This is a genomic window from Arthrobacter sp. AQ5-05 (assembly GCF_003287975.1).
Lineage (GTDB): Bacteria > Actinomycetota > Actinomycetes > Actinomycetales > Micrococcaceae > Paeniglutamicibacter.
Genome location: NZ_QMKQ01000002.1, coordinates 144,839 through 162,546 on the forward strand (window position 1 = coordinate 144,839; position 17,708 = coordinate 162,546).

The 17,708-nt window shown below is 65.3% G+C and carries 18 protein-coding genes; 2 read left to right on the plus strand and 16 right to left on the minus strand.

Going from position 1 to position 17,708, the window contains the following annotated elements; translation table 11 throughout:
• Positions 1–244 precede the first annotated feature (244 nt).
• Positions 245–1,057 carry a CPBP family intramembrane glutamic endopeptidase gene (locus tag DQ353_RS03285; RefSeq protein ID WP_286166571.1) on the minus strand — a complete coding sequence of 271 codons (813 nt, stop codon included), beginning with the start codon at positions 1,055–1,057 and terminating at the stop codon, positions 245–247.
• 63 nt (positions 1,058–1,120) lie between these two features.
• On the opposite strand from DQ353_RS03285, the gene DQ353_RS03290 reads away from it, so the two are divergent.
• Positions 1,121–1,960: a phosphotransferase family protein gene (locus DQ353_RS03290; RefSeq protein ID WP_113761359.1), complete on the plus strand. Its 840-nt coding sequence runs from the start codon at positions 1,121–1,123 to the stop codon at positions 1,958–1,960.
• Here the strand turns inward: DQ353_RS03290 and DQ353_RS03295 are convergent.
• The 11 genes from DQ353_RS03295 to relB all read right to left on the minus strand — a co-directional run bounded on the left by DQ353_RS03295 (position 1,957) and on the right by relB (position 11,471).
• Positions 1,957–2,760, minus strand: a complete 804-nt coding sequence (locus tag DQ353_RS03295) for a DeoR/GlpR family DNA-binding transcription regulator (RefSeq protein ID WP_113761360.1) — start codon at positions 2,758–2,760, stop codon at positions 1,957–1,959. The two genes, DQ353_RS03290 and DQ353_RS03295, sit on opposite strands and share 4 nt — an antisense overlap.
• A gap of 178 nt (positions 2,761–2,938) precedes the next feature.
• The gene (locus DQ353_RS03300; RefSeq protein WP_209909919.1) at positions 2,939–3,796 is read right to left on the minus strand and encodes a carbohydrate ABC transporter permease; all 858 of its coding nucleotides are present in this window, start codon (positions 3,794–3,796) and stop codon (positions 2,939–2,941) included.
• 4 nt (positions 3,797–3,800) lie between these two features.
• A complete protein-coding gene (locus DQ353_RS03305; protein ID WP_113761361.1) occupies positions 3,801–4,724 on the minus strand; it encodes a carbohydrate ABC transporter permease in 924 nt (307 codons plus the stop codon).
• 112 nt (positions 4,725–4,836) lie between these two features.
• Positions 4,837–6,102: an extracellular solute-binding protein gene (locus DQ353_RS03310; protein ID WP_113761362.1), complete on the minus strand. Its 1,266-nt coding sequence runs from the start codon at positions 6,100–6,102 to the stop codon at positions 4,837–4,839.
• 261 nt (positions 6,103–6,363) lie between these two features.
• The gene (locus DQ353_RS03315) at positions 6,364–7,206 is read right to left on the minus strand and encodes a class II fructose-bisphosphate aldolase (RefSeq protein WP_113761363.1); all 843 of its coding nucleotides are present in this window, start codon (positions 7,204–7,206) and stop codon (positions 6,364–6,366) included.
• Between the two features lie 36 nt (positions 7,207–7,242).
• Positions 7,243–8,178: a 1-phosphofructokinase family hexose kinase gene (locus DQ353_RS03320; RefSeq protein WP_113761364.1), complete on the minus strand. Its 936-nt coding sequence runs from the start codon at positions 8,176–8,178 to the stop codon at positions 7,243–7,245.
• Positions 8,175–9,104 carry an ROK family protein gene (locus tag DQ353_RS03325; RefSeq protein ID WP_113761571.1) on the minus strand — a complete coding sequence of 310 codons (930 nt, stop codon included), beginning with the start codon at positions 9,102–9,104 and terminating at the stop codon, positions 8,175–8,177. The genes DQ353_RS03320 and DQ353_RS03325 overlap by 4 nt, the downstream gene beginning before the upstream one ends.
• 26 nt (positions 9,105–9,130) lie before the next feature.
• Complete coding sequence (locus DQ353_RS03330) at positions 9,131–10,009, minus strand: SIS domain-containing protein (RefSeq protein ID WP_502696373.1); 879 nt, start codon at positions 10,007–10,009, stop codon at positions 9,131–9,133.
• 392 nt (positions 10,010–10,401) lie between these two features.
• Positions 10,402–10,899: a thiol peroxidase gene (tpx, locus tag DQ353_RS03335; protein ID WP_113761366.1), complete on the minus strand. Its 498-nt coding sequence runs from the start codon at positions 10,897–10,899 to the stop codon at positions 10,402–10,404.
• A gap of 100 nt (positions 10,900–10,999) precedes the next feature.
• On the minus strand, positions 11,000–11,269 hold the full coding sequence (locus DQ353_RS03340) for a type II toxin-antitoxin system RelE family toxin (RefSeq protein WP_286166573.1): 270 nt from the start codon (positions 11,267–11,269) through the stop codon (positions 11,000–11,002).
• Positions 11,247–11,471: a type II toxin-antitoxin system RelB family antitoxin gene (relB, locus tag DQ353_RS03345; RefSeq protein ID WP_286166574.1), complete on the minus strand. Its 225-nt coding sequence runs from the start codon at positions 11,469–11,471 to the stop codon at positions 11,247–11,249. The genes DQ353_RS03340 and relB overlap by 23 nt, the downstream gene beginning before the upstream one ends.
• A 206-nt stretch (positions 11,472–11,677) precedes the next feature.
• On the opposite strand from relB, the gene DQ353_RS03350 reads away from it, so the two are divergent.
• On the plus strand, positions 11,678–12,187 hold the full coding sequence (locus DQ353_RS03350) for an MBL fold metallo-hydrolase (RefSeq protein WP_286166575.1): 510 nt from the start codon (positions 11,678–11,680) through the stop codon (positions 12,185–12,187).
• A 454-nt stretch (positions 12,188–12,641) separates the two neighbouring features.
• On the opposite strand, the gene hutI is transcribed toward DQ353_RS03350, so the two are convergent.
• The 4 genes from hutI to DQ353_RS03370 are packed head-to-tail and all read right to left on the minus strand — an operon-like array spanning position 12,642 to position 17,702.
• Complete coding sequence (hutI, locus tag DQ353_RS03355; protein WP_113761368.1) at positions 12,642–13,841, minus strand: imidazolonepropionase; 1,200 nt, start codon at positions 13,839–13,841, stop codon at positions 12,642–12,644.
• Complete coding sequence (locus DQ353_RS03360; protein WP_113761369.1) at positions 13,838–15,067, minus strand: formimidoylglutamate deiminase; 1,230 nt, start codon at positions 15,065–15,067, stop codon at positions 13,838–13,840. The genes hutI and DQ353_RS03360 overlap by 4 nt, the downstream gene beginning before the upstream one ends.
• Positions 15,064–16,347, minus strand: coding sequence for an allantoate amidohydrolase (locus DQ353_RS03365; RefSeq protein WP_113761370.1), 1,284 nt, complete (start codon positions 16,345–16,347; stop codon positions 15,064–15,066). The genes DQ353_RS03360 and DQ353_RS03365 overlap by 4 nt, the downstream gene beginning before the upstream one ends.
• A 5-nt stretch (positions 16,348–16,352) precedes the next feature.
• On the minus strand, positions 16,353–17,702 hold the full coding sequence (locus DQ353_RS03370; RefSeq protein WP_113761371.1) for a YjiH family protein: 1,350 nt from the start codon (positions 17,700–17,702) through the stop codon (positions 16,353–16,355).
• Positions 17,703–17,708: the final 6 nt, after the last annotated feature.

Below are 17,708 nucleotides of genomic sequence, written 5' to 3' on the forward strand. Positions count from 1 at the left end.
TCAGGACGACGTGGAAGAGCACCCCGATGATCCCCAGGAGCACTCCCAGCCGGAACATCGTCTTCGAGACATCGTCTTCGAGCCCATGGGATGTGGCATGTTCAACTCCCGGATCGATGCGCCGGGCCCCTGCCGCCGGAAGGCCGGCAGGAAAGTGCGCCCAGCGCGCGGACGCCGGTCCCCCGGGCCCAATAGGCCTGCCCAGGAACTCAAGTGATGGCATCAAACGTCATCCAACCGTGTTTTAGGTGCCCAACCCGATGGCCGGACCGAGCAACGCATAACCGACGAACCCGGCGATGTCCAGCAAGGCGTGGGCGATCACCAGCGGCATGACCCTGCCCTTCCTCGAATACACCCAGCCAAAAACGACCCCCATGGCGACGTTGCCGATGAAGGGACCGATCCCCTGGTACAGGTGGTAGCTGCCACGCAGCACGGCACTGGCGCATATGATCTGCCACTTTCCCCAGCCCAGGCGCCCCAGCCGGTCAAAGAAGTACCCGACGACGATGACTTCTTCCAGGATGCCGTGGCGGATCGCGGAGAAGACCAGCACCGGAATCGTCCACCAGTAGTCGTCCAGCGCCGCCGGCACGATGATGGTGGTCAGTCCCAGGGCCCGGCCGGCCGCGTAGACGCCCAGGGTTCCGAGCCCCATGGCCAGAAACAGTCCGGCTCCCCACCCCAGGTCACGGAACGGCCTGGCCACATCAAGGCCGAGCCGGGCAAAGGGGTTGCCTCCGGGAATCCTCCAAAGCAGGTAGAAGACCAGCATCACCGGAACCAGCGCAAAGAAGATGTCCAGCAACTGGTAGGTCAAATCGAAGTACTGGCGCTGGTTCAGCGAATTGTTCAGCGAGGTCGTCTGCGAGCCCAGCGGCGCGCGAGTCATCTTGTCGATGAGATTCACGATCGAGTAGATGCCCGATTGCCCCAGGGAAAGCCCCAGGACAATGAGCAGCTCGATCTTCAGTCCGCGGCGGGTGCCGGGCTCGGGGCCGCTGCGCCCCAAGGACTCGCTGGATGCGGTGTCTTCCGACGCTTTTGGGCTCATGACTTCGATCCTACGTGCTGGGCCTGTGTACCCACATACCAGCTGACCTGCAAGGATGGAAGGATGAGTAGAGAAGCGCTGCCCCGTGAACTTCAGCTGGCCAACGCCCTTTTCCCGGGTCCGGAGTGGAAGAAGGGGCACGTCGATGAGGGAGGACAGTTCCACCTGGTGCTGGTGGCCCCCGGCGAGGCGGTGATGCGCATGAGCCGCACCCCCGCCGCCGCCCGGGACATGCAACGAAGGGTGGACCTCATCGAGGCGCTCTCGGCCCGGTTCAGCTTCCTGCTGCCCACCGCCTTGAGCGAGGTGTGGCACGGCGAGGGGTTCTCCGCCGTCGTCCAGCGCTATGTCCCGGGTGCTGCGCATCCGCCGCACACCGGGGAGCCGGCCGCGCTGCGCGCGCTGCTGGAGGAACTTGCCGCCGTTGACCTCAGGCCGATCGCCCACCTGCTGGCACCGCCGTTTTCCTTCAGGGGACCCTGGACCGGGCAGAAGACCGACGCGACGCTGGCGGCACTGCCGGCGGAATTGGAAGGTGCCGCAGACCTGGTCCTGGAAGCCATCAAGGCCTTTGCGTCGGTACCCACCTCGCTGGTCCACGGGGACCTGGCGGGGAACAACATGCGCTGGAACCAGGGAACGCTGCGCGGAATCATCGACTGGGACCTGGCCTCCGCCTGGGATCCGGCGTTGAACACCGCCTACCTGTCCATGTGGCACGGTGCGGATTTCATCGAAGCCATCGCGCCGAACCCGCAGGAGGCTTGGCGCGCCCGCATTTGGCTGGGCGCCATGGCCCTGGAAAGCGTTTACGACGCGTCGCTGGATCCCGGCCGGGATCTGGCCGCGCTGGCGGAAAAGATCGGGCCGCGCCTGCTGGCCGCCGCCGCGGCCACCGGCTAAAGGACGCCCGTCCCCGGGCCGGCGACGATGACCGGGATGCCTGCCTCCACCAGCTCGCGCTTCTGCTCCTCGGTGATTCCGTCATCGGTGATCAGCGCGCTGAACGTCGAGCGGGTCAGGGTGGCGAAGGCGCTGTGCCCGATCTTCGAGGAGTCGCAGACCAGGTAGCTGCGCCGTGCCCGGCGGATCATCAGGTCGTTGATGGATGCCTCGAACTCGTCCGAGACCGTCGGACCGATGTGCGCCTCCAGCCCGTTGATGCCCACGAAGGCCACGTCGAGGGTGACCTTCTCCAGGGTCTGCTCGGCAAAGGGGCCCACCAACTCGTAGGACCTGGGGTTGAGCACTCCCCCGGTGACCATGACCTTCACGTGCGTGCGCACCGCCAGCATCGAGGCGATATTCACGGCATTGGTCACCACGGTGAAGGTGGTGCGTCCGGAGTCGTCGACCAGGTCGCGGCGCATTCCCAGCTGTGTGGCGATGGCACTCGAGGTGGTGCCCCCGGACAGTCCCACGACCATGTCCCGGGTGACCATGGAGGCTGCGAGCACCGCGATGGCGTGCTTCTGCACCGCGGCGTCTTCCTTTTGGTAGCGCACCGGCAGGTCATAGGCCACGGTGTTGGACACCGCTCCCCCGTGCGTGCGCGAGAGCAGCGACGATGCCGCCAGCGAGTCCAGGTCCCGGCGTGCGGTGGCCGGGGACACCTCGAGCCTGCGCACGACCTCGTCGACCTCGATCTTCCCGAACCGCGAAAGCAGTTCGAGAATGGTGTTGAGGCGTTCTTCGCGTTTCACCCTTGCACCCGTCTGTCGTCATGTGGCTGGTTGGGGCCGCATCCGGCCCCCTGGCGGCACCCCGGGCCTTCGGTTGCCCGGGGCCCGGCGTCTTTGGACCGGTCCCCGCCCGGCTCCGCCGGGGCGGTGCAGGGCCATGTCACCAACGAATTGGCGTCCGGGACGCGGGCATGGAAACCTACTTTACAGCTCCGGCGGACAGTCCGCCGATCAGCCGCTTCTCAATGAGCATGAACAGCACGATCACCGGGATGATGGCCACGATCGAGACGCCGAAAACGTATTGCCAGGCCGTGGAGTACTGGCCGACGAACTTGGTCAGCGCCACCGACAGCGGCTGGTTTTCCGCGGTGGAGAGGATCACCAGCGAGGCGGCGAATTCGTTCCAGCAGGAGACGAAGGTGAAGATCACCGCGGTGACGATGCCGGGCCAGACCAGCGGCAGATTGATCTTGAACAGCACCCTCAGCTTTCCGGCCCCGTCGATCTGGGCCGCCTCATCGACTTCCTTGGGCACCGAGGCGAAGAAGGAGTGCATGATCCACACCGCGAAGGCCAGGTTGAAGGCCGCGTTGATCAGGATCATTGCCAGCCAGGTGTCGTACAGGTTCATGGCCAGCATCTGCTTGAACAGGCCCGCGGTCAGCACCGCCGGCTGCAGCATCTGGGTGACGATGACCAGGAACATGAAGACCATCTTGCCCGGGAACTTGAAGCGCGCGGTGTAGTAGGCGGCCGGGGTGGCCACCAGCAACACCAGCAGGGTGGCGCAGAGCGAGATCACGATGGTGGAGATGAGGTTGTAGGCCACCGGCGTTTCGGGGGTGTCCCACATGGTCAGGTAGTTGGACCACTGGGCGCCCTCGCGGGGCATGTAGCTGGGCGGGATCGAGAGGATCTCGGAGCGGGTCTTGAGCGAGCCGATGAGCATGACCGCGTACGGGACCAGGAACAGGGCGGCGACGCCGAGTCCGGCGACCATGCGCCAGATGACGGTCTTTTGGGAGGCGCGGTCTTCGGTGACCAGGAACGACATTTTCCTAGACCTCCTTCATGGGCTTGACGGTCTTGACGTAGATCGCGACGATGACCAGCACGATCGCGAAGTTGACCACCGAGAGCGCGGAGGAGATGTCCAGCCGGCGGTCGAATTGCAGGACCTTGAAGATGTAGGTCATCAGGGTGTCGGCGCTGTAGCCGGGGATGGCTCCGGTGATGATCTTCAGGATCGGCAGGTTGTTGAAGACATTGATGATGTTGATCAGCACCGCGACGGCCAGGGCCCCGCGCAGCTGCGGCAGGATCACGAACAGGTAGGTGCCCCAGCGGTTGGCGCCGTCCATGCGGGCGGCTTCCAGGGTCTCGTTGGGGATGGCCTGCAGCCCGGCGAGGATCGTGTAGGTGGTGAACGGGATCGAGACGAAGATGGCCACCACGATGGCCACGGCCATGGCCGGGACCGCGTTCTTGGTGAAGCCGAAACCCTCGTCCAGGATGCCGATGTCCGTGAGGAACTTGTTGAAGATCCCGTAGTTGGGATCCACCGCGTAGTAGAACACGGTGGTGGTCATGACGACCGAGGCGGCCCAGGGGACGATGACGGCCATGCGGACCAGGGTCCGTCCGGGGAAGGGCTTGTTCAGGAACTGGGCCAGGGCCAGGGAGATCAGCACCGTGAAGGCCACCACGACCACGACCCAGACCACCGTGTTCAGAAGGATGCGCGGCAGTGCGGGGTCGGCAAAGACCTTGGCGAAGTTGTCCAAACCCACGCCCTTGAGGTCGGTGCCGACCTGCGAGATCTTCCGGGTGGAGTTGTAGATCATGTACCCGGCGGGGAACACCACGATCGCCAGGATCAGCAACAGAGCCGGGCCGATCCACGGCAGTGCCGCGAGGAACGATCCCCCTTCCCGGGCGGATGAGCGCTTGGCGGTGCGCTTCGGTGCGGTGGCGACGCTCATGAGGGTTCTCCTGCGTGACGTGGTGAAAATTCTGTGGCCCGGCCATGCGTCGGGGCCCACCCGTTGGTTCAGGTGGGCCCCGTTGCGTGGTTGGGTGGCAAAGCCGGTGCGGCTACTTGGCCGCGTCGGCCTTGGCCTGGATTTCCTTCAGGACATCCGGGGCGGACTTGCCGGTGGCGATCTGGCCCATCAGCGACTTGAAGGCTCCATCGGTGGCGTTCCAGGCCGGGTTGGTGGTCGGGTAGAACACCGCGTTGGGCAGCATGTCCAGGAACGGCTTGAGGGTTTCGTCGCCGGCCAGCTTCTCGGAGCCCGACATGGTGGTCGGCAGGAAGCCCTCGGTGGAGACCCAGTCGGTGTAGACATCGGCGGAGAAGAAGTAGTCCATGAACTTCTTGACCGCTGCGGCCTTGGAACCATCGTTCTTGAAGGACATCAGGCGGTCTGCAACGCCTAGGGTTGCCGGTTCGCCGGACTTGGTGGCAACCGGTGCGATGCCGTATTCAAGCTTCGGGTTCTCGGTCTTGATCTGTCCCACGGTCTGCGGCAGGCCGTAGGCAAAGCCGAGCTTGCCCTGGATGAAGGTGTTGAGCATCGGGGTGCGCTGGGTGGCGCCCGGATCCTTTTGGGTGACGCCGTCCTTGACCATCTTCTGCATGAACTCAGCGGCCTCGACGTTGGCCGGGGTGTCGACGGCGATGTTGGTGGCGTCGCCGAAGTTTCCGCCGTTGCCGGCGAACCAGATCAGCGATTCGCCCTGGGCCTCTTCGTTGCCCAGGGGCATGCCGTAGCCGTCGGACTTGGTCTTGTCACTGATGGCCTTGGCCGCGTCGTGCAGCTCGTCCCAGGTCTTGGGGACCTCGGTGACGCCCGCCTCTTCCATCAGGGTCTTGTTGTAGAACAGGGCGCGGGCCGAGGCGATCAGCGGCAGGCCGTACTGGGTGCCGTCAACCTTCTCGTTCTCTGCAAAGGACGGCTGGAAGTCGGCCACTGTTGCCTCGGAGGCAATGTCGGTGGCCGGTGCGAGCAGGCCTTCGGCGGCGAACTCGGCAAAGGCGCCTCCGTTGTAGATGTCCGGTGCCTTGTTGCCCTGGATCTTGGTCTTCAGCACGCCTTCGATGTTTTCCCACGACTGCATTTCAAGGTTGACCTTGACGTCGGTGTTGGCTGCCTCGAAGTCCTTGATGACCTTTTCCCAGAGGGCCTTGGTGCCGTCGGAGTAGCTCGGGACCATCATGTCCAGGGTGGTGACGGCGCCGGGTGAGCTGACATCGTCGTTTCCGCCGGTGTTTCCCCCGCCAAAGCCGCAAGAGGTCAGCAGCAGTGCGGCGGCGGCAGCACCGGCAACGACCACGCCTCGGAGATTGCGCTTTTTCATTGATCCTCGTTCCATGGGGTCGTTGTGATCGTTTGGCATTTCACAACGACAAGAATGATGTTATGTGCTTTATTTGCGATCAGAACGATCAATAAAGTACATGCACTCTTGATTATGGTGTGACGACTGACACTGGGTCAAGCCGATTGGGTCACAAAGCAGATACATTTCACACGGATCACGGTTTTGCCTCGACCGGCCTTCGTTTTCGGGCTCAATGGATTCCCGGCGCCGGGAAGGGAGCCGGCAAGCGGGGTCGAGCTAGTTCGATTCCCCGGCAAAGAGGCGCAGCAAGCGTGCGCTCTCCGTCGCCATGGCCTCGCGGCCGCGGGTTAGGTACTTGCGCGAATCCACGACACTCGGATTGGCTTCGAGGTATTCGCGGATGGCCCGGGTGAAGAAGCCGTTCAGGTGCGTGGAGACGTTGATCTTGGTCATGCCCGCATGGATGGCGGCCACGATGTTCTCGTCGCTGACGCCCGAGGAACCGTGCAGCACCAGCGGCACGTCCAGTGCCGCACGGATGCGGGCGATCAGCTCGATGTCCAGGGTGGCGGAGCGGTCCAGCATGGCGTGGGAGGAACCGACCGCCACGGCCAGGGCGTCGACGCCGGTGGCCTGGACAAACGCGCGCGCCTCGTCGGGATCGGTGCGCACGCCCGGCGCATGGGCTCCGTCCTTGCCGCCGATCTTCCCCAGCTCGGCCTCGACGTAGACGCCTGCCGCGTGGGCATACTCGGCCACGCGCCGGGTGGCCGCGACGTTCTGCCCGTACTCCAGGTGCGCGCCGTCGAACATGATCGACCCAAAGCCCAAATCGACCGCGGCCTTGGCCAGGTCCTCGGATTCGGCGTGGTCAAGGTGCACGGCGACCGGGACGTCGGCATTGCGGGCGGCGGCCAGGGATGCCAGGGCAATGGGTTCCAGGGAGCCGTGGTAGCCCACGCAGTTTTCGGAGATCTGCAGGATCACCGGGGTTTGGGCGATCTCGGCGCCGCGGATGAGCGCCTCGGCGCTTTCCAGGTGGATGACGTTGAAGGCGCCCTGGCCGATGTTGGCGGCGCGCGCGGCATTCATGATTTCAGCGGTGTTGACCAGGGGCACGGTGGGTGCGTCCTTTCAAGGAGGGGTGGGTGCGCCCTAGGGCGCCGTGGAGGAGGAGAGCACCAGGGCCCGGGCCAGCTCGGGGTGGGAGGGGTGCAGTTCCCCGGCCGTGGGCATGAGCACCGCGGAGGCGGACCAGGCGGCGGCACGCGGCAGGATCACCGTCGCGTGGTCCTCGCCAAGGTGCAGGCCCGCTGCGATGGCGGCGACCACCGAGTCCCCGGCCCCGGTGGGGTTGCCCACCAGCGGTTCGGGCAACCGGGCGGCGTTCCAGCGCGTCGGGGAGTGGGCCCCGAAGTGGAAGAGCCCTTCTTCCCCGGCGCTGGCATAGACGTGCTTGGCGCCGGCGGCCAACAGGATCGCTGCTCCGGTTTGGAGCGAATCGGTGCCGGTGATCTCTGCCAGCTCGTGGTGGTTGGGCTTGAGCACCGTGGCGCCGGCGCGCGCGGCGGCCAGCAGCGCGGGGCCGGAGGTGTCGATGATGCTGGGGATTCTCCGGCGTGCGGCCTCGCGCACGCACCACGGGTAGAAGTCCTCATCCGCCCCCTCGGGCAGCGAGCCGGAGGCGGCCAGCACGGTGGCGCCCTGGTCCAGCAGGGCAATGATTTGTGCGCGCAGGGAGTCCCATTCGGCGTCGCTCAGGGCGCCGCCGCGCTCGTTCAGGACCGTGGTGCGCCCGGTGCCGTGTTCGACCACGGCCATGCTGCGCCTGGTTTCTGGGGCAACATGGACCAGCGAGTGCGCGACGCCGGCGGCTTCAAGCTCCCTGGCGAACACCCGCCCGTTGGCGCCACCCACAGGGGCCAGCGCGATGACGGGCAAGCCCTGGGAGTGCAGCACTCGTGCCACGTTCAGGCCCTTGCCGCCGGCCCTCCGATGCGGGGCGTCGACGCGGTTGGATCCGCCGACATCCAGCGCCTGGAGGCCGTAGGTTTCATCCACCGCGGGATTCGGGGTGATGGTCAGGATCACGGGTGCACTTCCCTGGCTTCGGCTGCCTTCAGGTAGGCGCCGCGCAGGCCGGCGTCCTGGCCCAGCCGGGCCGGGACGATCAGCGGTTCGCGGTGGTAGGAGAGCTTGTGGCGCAGCGAGCGGCGCAGCGGTTCCAGCAACGCCTCTCCGGCCTGGGCCAGCCCGCCGCCGATGATCACTGCCTCGGGTGCGATCGAGGAGCACAGCTGGGCGATGGAGAAGGCGATGGCCTCCACGGCCTCGTTCCAGATCCGTGCGGCCACCGGGTCCCCGGCCTTCATGGCCTTGAGCACCTCGTGGGCGCCTTCGACCGGGCGGCCGCTGGCCTGTGTGTAGCGCTTGGCAATGCCACCTGCCGAGCCGATGGTTTCGAGGCAGCCGTGGGCGCCGCAGGCGCAGTCGAGCCCTCCGGGAACCGCGGCGTGGCCCAGTTCCCCGGCGTAGCCGCCGGCCGAGACGGCGTGGCCGTCGATGAAGAGGGCGGCGGCGATCCCCGTGCCGATCACCAGCATCACCGCGTTGCGCACCTTGGTGCCCAGGGCGGCGCCGGCACCGAAGCGCAGTTCGGCTGCCCCGGCCGTTGACACATCGTGGCCGAAGCCCACCGGCAGGGCGAAGGCCTTGGAAGCCATCTCCCGCAGCGGGGCATCGCGCCAGCCGAGGTTCGCGGAGAAGACCCCGAGCCCCGCGTCCTCGTCAACGATTCCACAGACCAGCAGGCCCACGGCCTGCGGGACGAGCAGGGGCGATTGGGCCATCAGGTCCGTTCCCAGGCCGTGCAGTTGGTCGATCAGCGAGGCGGCCGGATCGGGAGTGCCGCGCCGGGTGGGAACCCGGCGGATGCCCAACAGGTTTCCCGCATCGTCGGACAGCGCCGACTTGATGTCGGTGCCTCCCACGTCAAAGAGCAGGTACGGAGGGTTCATGGTGTGCGGCACTCCCGATCGGTTCCCTAGGCGTCTTCGGACAGGATGACCGAGCGCGACAGGTTGCGCGGGCTATCCGGGTTCATGCCGCGGGCGCGGGCACGGTCCAGGGTGACGCGGTGGATGCGGGCCAGCTCGGCCAGCGGGTGCACGTCGTTGTTGATGTACAGGGCGCCGGTGCGCACCATGTCCCCGGCCAGCCCCTCGGGCTCTTCGCCCAGCATCCAGGTCACGCGGTTCGGTGCGGCGATGGAGATCGGGCCGTGGCGGTAGTCCATGGCCGGGTAGGACTCGGTCCAGCCCTGGACGGCCTCGCGCATCTTCAGCGCAGCCTCGTGGGCCAGGCCGATGGTCCAGCCGCGGCCCAGGAAGGTGAACTGCTCGGCGTCGATCAGTTCCTTCGGGGTTTCGGCGGTGACGGCGGTGCGGGCATCGGCCACGGCCTCGGTCAGGTCGACCCCGACGCTGGTGAGCAGGTAGGCCAGCGCGGAGGTGGCGAAGCGGGTCTGCACGACGGACTGCTCGTCGGCGTAGGGCAGCTCGACCACGGCATCGACCTTGGTGACGATCGGGGAGGTGGTGTCGCCGATGACCGCGACGGTCCGGATCGAGCCATCAAGGTGGCCCAGCAGTTCCAGGACCTCGGAGGTGGTGCCCGAGCGGGTGATGGCCACCAGCACGTCGTAGTCGCGGGTGGCGATGAATGCCTCGGAGGCGGCGAACGCGTCGGTGACGCCCTTGCCGGCAGATTCGCGGGCGGCGGCGTAGGCCTGGGCCATGAACCAGGAGGTGCCGCAGCCGACGACCGCTACGCGCAGGCCATCCGCGGGAAGCAGGGACTCGGCCTTGGACTGGGCGATGGCGCGTTCCCAGATCTCCGGCTGCGAGGTGAGTTCGATGTCCATGTGGTGGCCAAGCTGGCTGATGTCGCTCAAGACTGTCTCCTTCTGTGACCCGGGGCCCACGAATGTGCCCGGGAATGGCAAGTTCTTCCCTACTATGATTGCTTATGATCGTTTGACTTGTCTACCGATCATAAAAAATCTCAACGCGTACATTCCGTTTGGCCTGCCGTGGCGGCACGTTTCGTTCTGGGAACCTGTGTATTCGGCTTCCGGTACCGGAGCCTGCCACCACCCGCACCGCACCGCTTCCGGGCTCTGGCGGTTTCCGGAATTGCCCGGCCGCCTTAAAGCAGTGAAGCCCCGGCACCTGGGAATCTAAAGTGATTCCGGGTGCCGGGGCCCACCCCCAGGCTGCGGCCCGGCTGCGAGGCAGCCAAGCCGAGCAAGGATGCCTAGGACAGCGCGGCGATTGCTGCGTCGTAGTTCGGTTCGCTGGAGATTTCCGGAACCACCTCGTGGTGCAGGACCACGCCGTTCTCGTCGAGGACCACGACCGCGCGGGCCAGCAGGCCGCGCAGCGGTCCGTCGGCCTGGGTCAGGCCGAATTCTGCGCCGAAGTCGGAGCGGAAGCTCGACGCCGGAACAACGTTCTCGAGGCCTTCGGCACCGCAGAAGCGGCCCAGGGCGAACGGCAGGTCGGCCGAAGCACACACGACTGCGGTGTTCTCCAGGCCGGCGGCCAATTCGTTGAACTTGCGGACCGAGGAGGCGCAGACACCGGTGTCGATCGACGGGAAGACGTTGAGCACGACGCGCTTGCCGCGCAGCTCGCTGCTGTTTACGTCGCCAAGGTCGGCGCCGGTGAAAGCAAAGTCGGGAGCGGTTGCGCCAACGGCGGGCAGCTCGCCAACGGTTTGGACAGGGGTACCTTTGAGTGCAGTAATAGCCATGCTCCTTGTTTATCACGAGCGCGACCGGCATCACTAAAAAATTCGCTGGCGGCGTCCGACATCAAGCCAGCCGCGTAATATCCGGTTCGTTGGGCAAATGTCAGTCATAAATCGCAGAACGATGCCCCAGTTCCAATGCGACGATGACCAACTGGTCGTCACTGAGGTCACAAATGATGCGGTAATCCCCAACCCTGTATCGCCACAGGCCAGCCAAGGAGCCGGTGAGCCCCCTGCCCCGGGAACGGGGGTCCGCCAGAGCGGATATCTCTTCCAGCGCCATTATCATTCGTCTTGCCGAGGGCTTGTCCAGCTTTCGCAACTCTTTCGCAGCGCGTTGCGAGTACCTAATCGTCCAGGCCAAGATCACGCTTCATTTCTTCATGGCTAATGGTCAGCTCGCGACCGGCACGTATGTCCGAGGCCAACTGGGCGATGCCGTACTCGCGCTCCAGGCGGGGCAGCCCGGATTCGATGAGCTCTCGCAAGTAGAAGGCCTTCGAACGATTGGTTTGGGCGGCGAGGCGATCCAAACGGGCTTCGGTCTCCTCGTCCAGTCGAACTGAAGTCATGATGCTCCTCTTTTGACTACGATGATTACACGTATTCAAACTATAGGCCTTCTCCCTGGAAGATCTACGGAATGGGACAGGTACTTCCAACGGTCGGAACCCCATGGTGCCTCCGCTTCCGTCATGGCGTTCCGCCGTGACGTCAGGATCTTGACGATGCCACTGCGGGCCTCGAGGGCCAAGAACATGTTGGGAAAGTGTTCATCGTGCCGTTCCGGGTTGCCAGGACCGTCGAAGCGGTGGGCGGGCGCACCTTCAAGGCGGTGCTGCTGACCCACGGGCACGATGACCACATCCGGTACGCCCGCGAATTCGCGGACCTGGTCCAGGCACCGATCCACCTGAACCCGGCCGATACGATGCTCTGGCAGGACGTGTTCCCCGGAACCACCGCCGATGCCGGGATCGCCGACGGGCAGGAGTTCGAGGTGGCCGGCACCACGCTGGTGGCCCTGCACACCCCCGGGCACTCCCCGGGTTCCACCTGCTTCCATGTGGAGTCCCTGGGCACCGTGTTTTCCGGGGACACGCTGTTCAACGGCGGTCCGGGTGCCACCGGGCGCAGCCATTCGAGTTTCGAGACGATCATCGACTCGATCCGCGAACGCCTGCTCACCCTGCCGGCGAGCACCGTGGTGAACACCGGCCACGGGGATGCCACCACGATCGGGGCCGAGGCACCGAACCTGGACGAGTGGATCAAACGCGGCCACTGACATTCGTGTTTGCTGGTGTGGGAGTCATGCAACTTCATGACTCCCACACCTGTTTAATGGGCGCCTACAGTTTCACCATGGAAAGATTGACTATCTCAGGGCCCGAGGCTGGATGCATGCCAAACTCGGTGTCGATATGCGCAAAAATCGAAGTACCTGGAGCGTCAGCCTCGATCTGCACGCCTAAATTTTGCAAGAATCGCGCATAACATACACATTTCAAATAAGCGCTCTGACATGTGGAATCTACAAGCTACGCATAAGTTATGCGTAAAATTATGCATAACTTATGCGCAATACGAACACCAACCCACGGTGCGCATGAGTCACGCTCAGTGCGGGTGGGTGTTCGTATAGACACTCTCCGGCAACGGTGACGAAAACACGGAGCCGACTAGAACTTTGTTGCATCCATGAATGTCTTCGAGTGCGGCACTGCGATGGCTACCCCCGCTTAGACTTTCCCGGCCACCAGTTTTCCGGCGCGAAATACCGGTCCGGAAAGATTCATTCCGGGTCGGTAGGCAAGGTGGGCAACAGAAGGTGCGTTGAGCAGCTGGATATCGGCACGCTTGCCAACTTCCAAGGTTCCGACCTGATCTTGCACGCCCAGGGCCAATGCCCCGCCATAGGTTGCCGCAACGATTGCTTCCTCAATGCTCAGGTGCATCTGCAGCACCGCAGTTGTCACGCAGAAAGCCATCGACGAGGTGTATGAGGTGCCCGGGTTGCAGTTCGATGCCAGCGCGATCTGCACCCCGGCATCGATGAGTTCGCGGCCTGGGGCAAATGGCATGCGAGTGGAAAGGTCGCAGGCCGGCAAGCAGGTGGCAACGGTCCCCACGGTACCGCTGCGGGTGCCAGCATCCCAGCCGGTCCAGGATCCGGCAAGAGCCGAGATGTCGGCCTCATCCAAGAAGTTCACGTGATCGACGCTTGCGGCACCGAATTCGACCGCAAGTTGAGTTCCGGGGCCTGGGCCAAGCTGGTTCCCGTGGACGCGCAACCCCAGCCCCGCGTCGCGGGCGGCAGTGAGCACCTGACGGGACTGGGCTTCGTTGAAGGCCCCGCGTTCGCAGAAGACATCGGCGTACTGCACATAGGGAGCCACCCGTTGGAGCATTTCTCCGCAGACAAGGTCCGTATATTCCTGTGCGTCCATGCCCGCTGGCACCAGGTGCGCTCCGAGGAATGTCACCTGGTCTACGACTGTGGAGGCAATGCGTGCATGGCGGGCTTCTTCCTCGACGGACAGTCCGTAGCCGGTCTTGGTCTCGAGGTAGGTCGTGCCGCCGGCCAGTGCCTCGGCAGCCCGTCCCATGACCAGGCGGGTTAGATCATAATCCGAGGCCGCGCGGGTGGCCGCGGTGGTCACGGCAATTCCGCCGGCTTCGTAGTCCTGCCCGGCCATGCGGGCAACGAATTCGCGGCTGCGATCTCCCGCAAAAACCAGGTGGCTGTGTGAATCAACCCAACCCGGCAATGCGGCACGGTATCCGGCGTCAATGATGGTGTCGGCGTCCGGGGCATCGGCGGCAGGGCCGATCCAAGCGATCCGTTCATCATTGATCAGGATTGCCGCGTTCGGAATCAGGGTGTGATCGACATCCGAGGTGAAAGCCTCAGAAATATTTGTAATCAGTGTGGTGCTCATGAAAACTCCGGGTGCTCGGTGAAGAATGCTGTATAGAGGTCCGCAGGATCCCCCAGCGTTGTGTGGATCCCGTCGCGGGCCACCAGCTGGCCGTTGATGTGCACTTCGGCGATATCCGCGGCAGTTGCCGTGAGCGGAAGCTGTGCCGTGCGTGATCCGGCAGTGCGCATGGTGTCGGTGCGCACCGCGATGTGGTCGTCGTTGCCGGCAAGACCCAGGGAGCGCAGGCCACCTTCGCGGGCTGCAGCGGAAATTTCGGCCGGGGCAAAGCGTCCGCGTTGCCCACTGCGTAACCGTTCGCCGTATTCCAAGCCGCGCTGTTCAAGATAGGGATCCAGCACCGCGTGCTGGTCGCTACCCAGGGAAATGATGGCTCCGGCATTGGCTAGCTCACGGGCCGGACCAATTCCGTCGCCCAGATCCGCCTCGGTGGTGGGGCACATGACAATCCCTGCGCCAGCGGCGCCCAGGGCAGCAATGTCCGCATCGCTGAGGTGGGTTGCGTGCACCGCGGAGAGCCGCGGGCCCAGCAGACCAGCGCGTTCCAGCAATCCGGTGGGTGTCATTCCGAACGCTGCCCGGCAGGATTCGTTTTCCGCAGGTTGCTCGGAAAGGTGCACGTGCAGCGGCAGCGCTGGATCCAGCCCGGCGGCAATCTGTTCCAAGGCTTGTGGGGAAACCGCACGCACCGAGTGGATGGCCGCGCCCAGGCTAACGAGGCCTTCTCCCGCATCCAACTGCCGCAGCGCGGTGGCCAATGAGTTGTGCCGGGCCAACCAGCCGGCAACATCCCCATCGGAGAAACGCTGCTGGGTTTCGTTGAGTTCCAGCACGGTGCCTTGTGCATCCAGCCCGCCCTGCAGGTAGCAGGTGTCCAGCAGCACCAGGCGGATGCCGGCGGCCTTCGCCGCACGGGCCAGCGCAAGTTCCATGCCGTGTTCATCGGCCCCCGTGTAGGGAGCCCCGTCCACGTCGTGGTGCAGGTAATGGAATTCACCCACCGCGCTATAGCCGTTGACAACCATTTCGGCGAACACCGCGGTGGCCAGCTGCTGGTAGCCGGCCGGGGTGAGCCCGGCCGCGGCCTCGTACATCTGCTCGCGCCAGGTCCAGAAGTTCCCGGCCCCGCCGTCGGCGCCCTGGTGGGTGCGTCCGCGCAGGATCCGGTGGAAGGCGTGCGAGTGCGCGTTGACCGGGGCCGGAACCCGGGTGGTGGCCCGGCTCACAGCAGGTCCGCAAGCGCGTCGGCCAGCGCCAGCACGCCCGTGGCGGCGTCGTCGTCCTCGACATGTTCCTCCGGGGAGTGGCTGATGCCCGAGGGGTTGCGCACGTAGAGCATGCCCGAGGGCACTTCGGCGGCGAGCACCCCTGCGTCGTGGCCGGCACCGGTGGGCAGCAGCGGGGCGTCGGGCACCAGGCGGCGCACCGAGTTGGCCAGCGAGCGGGTCAGCCCGGAATCGAAGTGCACGGTGTTGGAGAAGGATTCCTCGGTCAATTGCACGCTGCAGCCCTCGAAGGCGGCCAGCTTCTGCGCCTGCCCGTGGATCTTCTCCACCAGCATCGCGGTCACTGCGTCATCCGGGTGGCGCACATCCAGCCACAGATCCACGCGGGAGGCGATCACGTTGGTGCCCCCGGGCACCGGCTCGATCCGGCCCACGGTGGCCCGGGCGTTGTCCTGCGCGGCGCCGATCTGCCGGACCGCGACGACGGTCTGGGCCGCGGCAATCATCGGGTCGGCGCGGTCGGCCATCAGGGTGGTGCCGGCGTGGTTGCCCTGCCCGGAGAACGAGAGCTTCCAGCGGCCGTGGCCCAGGATGGTGTCGCCCACCGCGACGGCCGGGCCGCGTCCGGCGTGATCGGTGTGTGCCTCGGAGTTCAGGCCCTTGCCCTGCTCCACGTGCAGTTCGATGAAATCCCCGATCCGGGCCAGCGCCACCTCGTCGCGGCCCATGCGCGCCGGGTCCAAGCCGTGGGCGGAAGCCACGTCGGCGAAGGTGTTGCCCTGTTCGTCACGCAGGTTCAGCGCGCGCGCCGGGTCGATGGCGCCGGTGAGCAGGCGCGAGCCCAGGCAGGCCACGCCGAAGCGCGAGCCCTCTTCCTCGGGGAACACCGTGATGGCCAGGGCGCGGTTGCGCACCAGGGAGCCGGCCGTCTCACGTTTGGCGAGCTCGTCGTAGGCGGCCAGCGCGCTTGCCACGCCCAGCGGGCCGTCGAACGCGCCGCCGCCTGGCACCGAGTCGAGGTGCGAGCCGGTGACCAATGCGCCGCGGCGCGAGGCCTCGTCCTTGGCCGATCCGGGCATATCCCACCAAGCCCAGATGATGCCGTTGGCATCGGTGGAGACTTCCAGGGACCGGCCGGTGGCCTCGGCGATGAACCATTCGCGCAGCGTGGTTTCGGCGGCCGAATACACGGGACGCGAATAGCCGCCGCGCTTGGCGTCGCGGCCGATGTCTTCGATGGCCCCCAGCAGGGAGTTGACGGTTTGGGTGTGCACGTTCATAATTCCTATCTGCCGACCATAAGGAAGGCAATGGGGCTGGCGATGAGGATGGTCAGGGCCACGCGTTGGGCCCAGATGACGACCAGGTGCCAGATCTTCAACGGTATCCGGGTTGCCAGGATGCAGGGCACCACCGCGGAGAAGAAGATGATGGCCGAGACACAGACGACGGCAATGACCAGGCGTAGCTGTTCGGATTCGTGTCCTGCCACCACGGTGGCCGGCAGGAACATCTCGGCGATGCCCACTGCCGAGGCCTTGGCGGCCAACAGCGGATCCGGCAGGCCGGCAACCCAGGTGAAGGGGAGGAAAATGTAGCCCAGCCAGTCAAAGACCGGGGTGAAGCGGGCCAGCAGCAAGCCGATCAGCCCGACCGAAAGGATCGAGGGCAGGATCGCCATGGCCATCAGCACGCCGTCCTTGAAGTTGTCTCGCACGTTGGCGCCCAACTTCGGGGCGGTGGCCAGCATCCCCATGGCGTCCCGCCATGCGGTGGCCAGCCGCCTGGAGGTGACCATTTCCTCGGGCTGCGGGGTGGAGGACCAGAAGTAAGTGTCCTCGATCCTGCTCAGCGGAGGAATGCGGACCACGATCGCGGTGACCAGGAACGTCACCCCGAACGTGAGGAAGAAGTAGGGCAGCCACAGGTGCATGATCTCAAGCGTCTTGGCCACGATCAGCATGAAGGTGACCGAGACGGTGGAGAAGCCGGTGGCGATGATCGCCGATTCGCGCCCGGTGTACCGCCCGGACTGGTACATCCGGTCGGTGATCAGCAGGCCCAGCGAGTAGCTGCCCACGAACGACGCCACCGCGTCGACCGCCGAGCGGCCTGGGGTGCGCCAGATGGGGCGCATGATGCGCTGGACCATCACCCCGACGAACTCCATCAGCCCGTAGCCGACCAGCAGGGCCAGGAAGACGGCACCAATGGGAACGATCATCCCGACCGGGATCACCAGCTTGTTGAACAGGAAGGGTCCGAGGTCCGGGTCGAAGAGCAGCGCCGGGCCGACGTTGAACACCAGCATCGTGCCGGTGGCCAGGCCCAGGATGTTCAGGAACGCAAAGAGCGTCTTGACCCGCGAGTCCTTCCAGCGCCCGGAGGCGAAGGGGTAGATCGTTCCGGCCAGGATCAAGCCCAGGATCAGGTACTTGACCGCCGGGCCGAGCAGCGCGGTGATCGCGGTGACCAGGTGGTCCAGCGGGATGGTGCTTTTCCCGCCGAGGGTGATCGGGATGAAGAACATGAAGATCCCGATGAGGCTGTAGACGAAGAACCGCCACAGCCCCTTCGGTTTCCCGGCGACATGTCCCTCATCAATTATTGTCCCAATGGTGCCGTCGTTGGCCATGTTTTT

What these genes read in the sequence shown, in the direction of transcription:
- DQ353_RS03325 (WP_113761571.1), bottom strand. Translation starts at nt 9,104, where the DNA reads ATGAACCCTCCGTACCTGCTCTTTGACGTGGGAGGCACCGACATCAAG.
- DQ353_RS03305 (WP_113761361.1), bottom strand. Translation starts at nt 4,724, where the DNA reads ATGAGCGTCGCCACCGCACCGAAGCGCACCGCCAAGCGCTCATCCGCC.
- hutI (WP_113761368.1), bottom strand. Translation starts at nt 13,841, where the DNA reads ATGAGCACCACACTGATTACAAATATTTCTGAGGCTTTCACCTCGGAT.
- relB (WP_286166574.1), bottom strand. Translation starts at nt 11,471, where the DNA reads ATGACTTCAGTTCGACTGGACGAGGAGACCGAAGCCCGTTTGGATCGC.
- DQ353_RS03300 (WP_209909919.1), bottom strand. Translation starts at nt 3,796, where the DNA reads ATGTCGTTCCTGGTCACCGAAGACCGCGCCTCCCAAAAGACCGTCATC.
- DQ353_RS03285 (WP_286166571.1), bottom strand. Translation starts at nt 1,057, where the DNA reads ATGAGCCCAAAAGCGTCGGAAGACACCGCATCCAGCGAGTCCTTGGGG.
- DQ353_RS03370 (WP_113761371.1), bottom strand. Translation starts at nt 17,702, where the DNA reads ATGGCCAACGACGGCACCATTGGGACAATAATTGATGAGGGACATGTC.
- DQ353_RS03290 (WP_113761359.1), top strand. Translation starts at nt 1,121, where the DNA reads ATGAGTAGAGAAGCGCTGCCCCGTGAACTTCAGCTGGCCAACGCCCTT.
- DQ353_RS03365 (WP_113761370.1), bottom strand. Translation starts at nt 16,347, where the DNA reads ATGAACGTGCACACCCAAACCGTCAACTCCCTGCTGGGGGCCATCGAA.
- DQ353_RS03310 (WP_113761362.1), bottom strand. Translation starts at nt 6,102, where the DNA reads ATGAAAAAGCGCAATCTCCGAGGCGTGGTCGTTGCCGGTGCTGCCGCC.
- DQ353_RS03330 (WP_502696373.1), bottom strand. Translation starts at nt 10,009, where the DNA reads ATGGACATCGAACTCACCTCGCAGCCGGAGATCTGGGAACGCGCCATC.
- tpx (WP_113761366.1), bottom strand. Translation starts at nt 10,899, where the DNA reads ATGGCTATTACTGCACTCAAAGGTACCCCTGTCCAAACCGTTGGCGAG.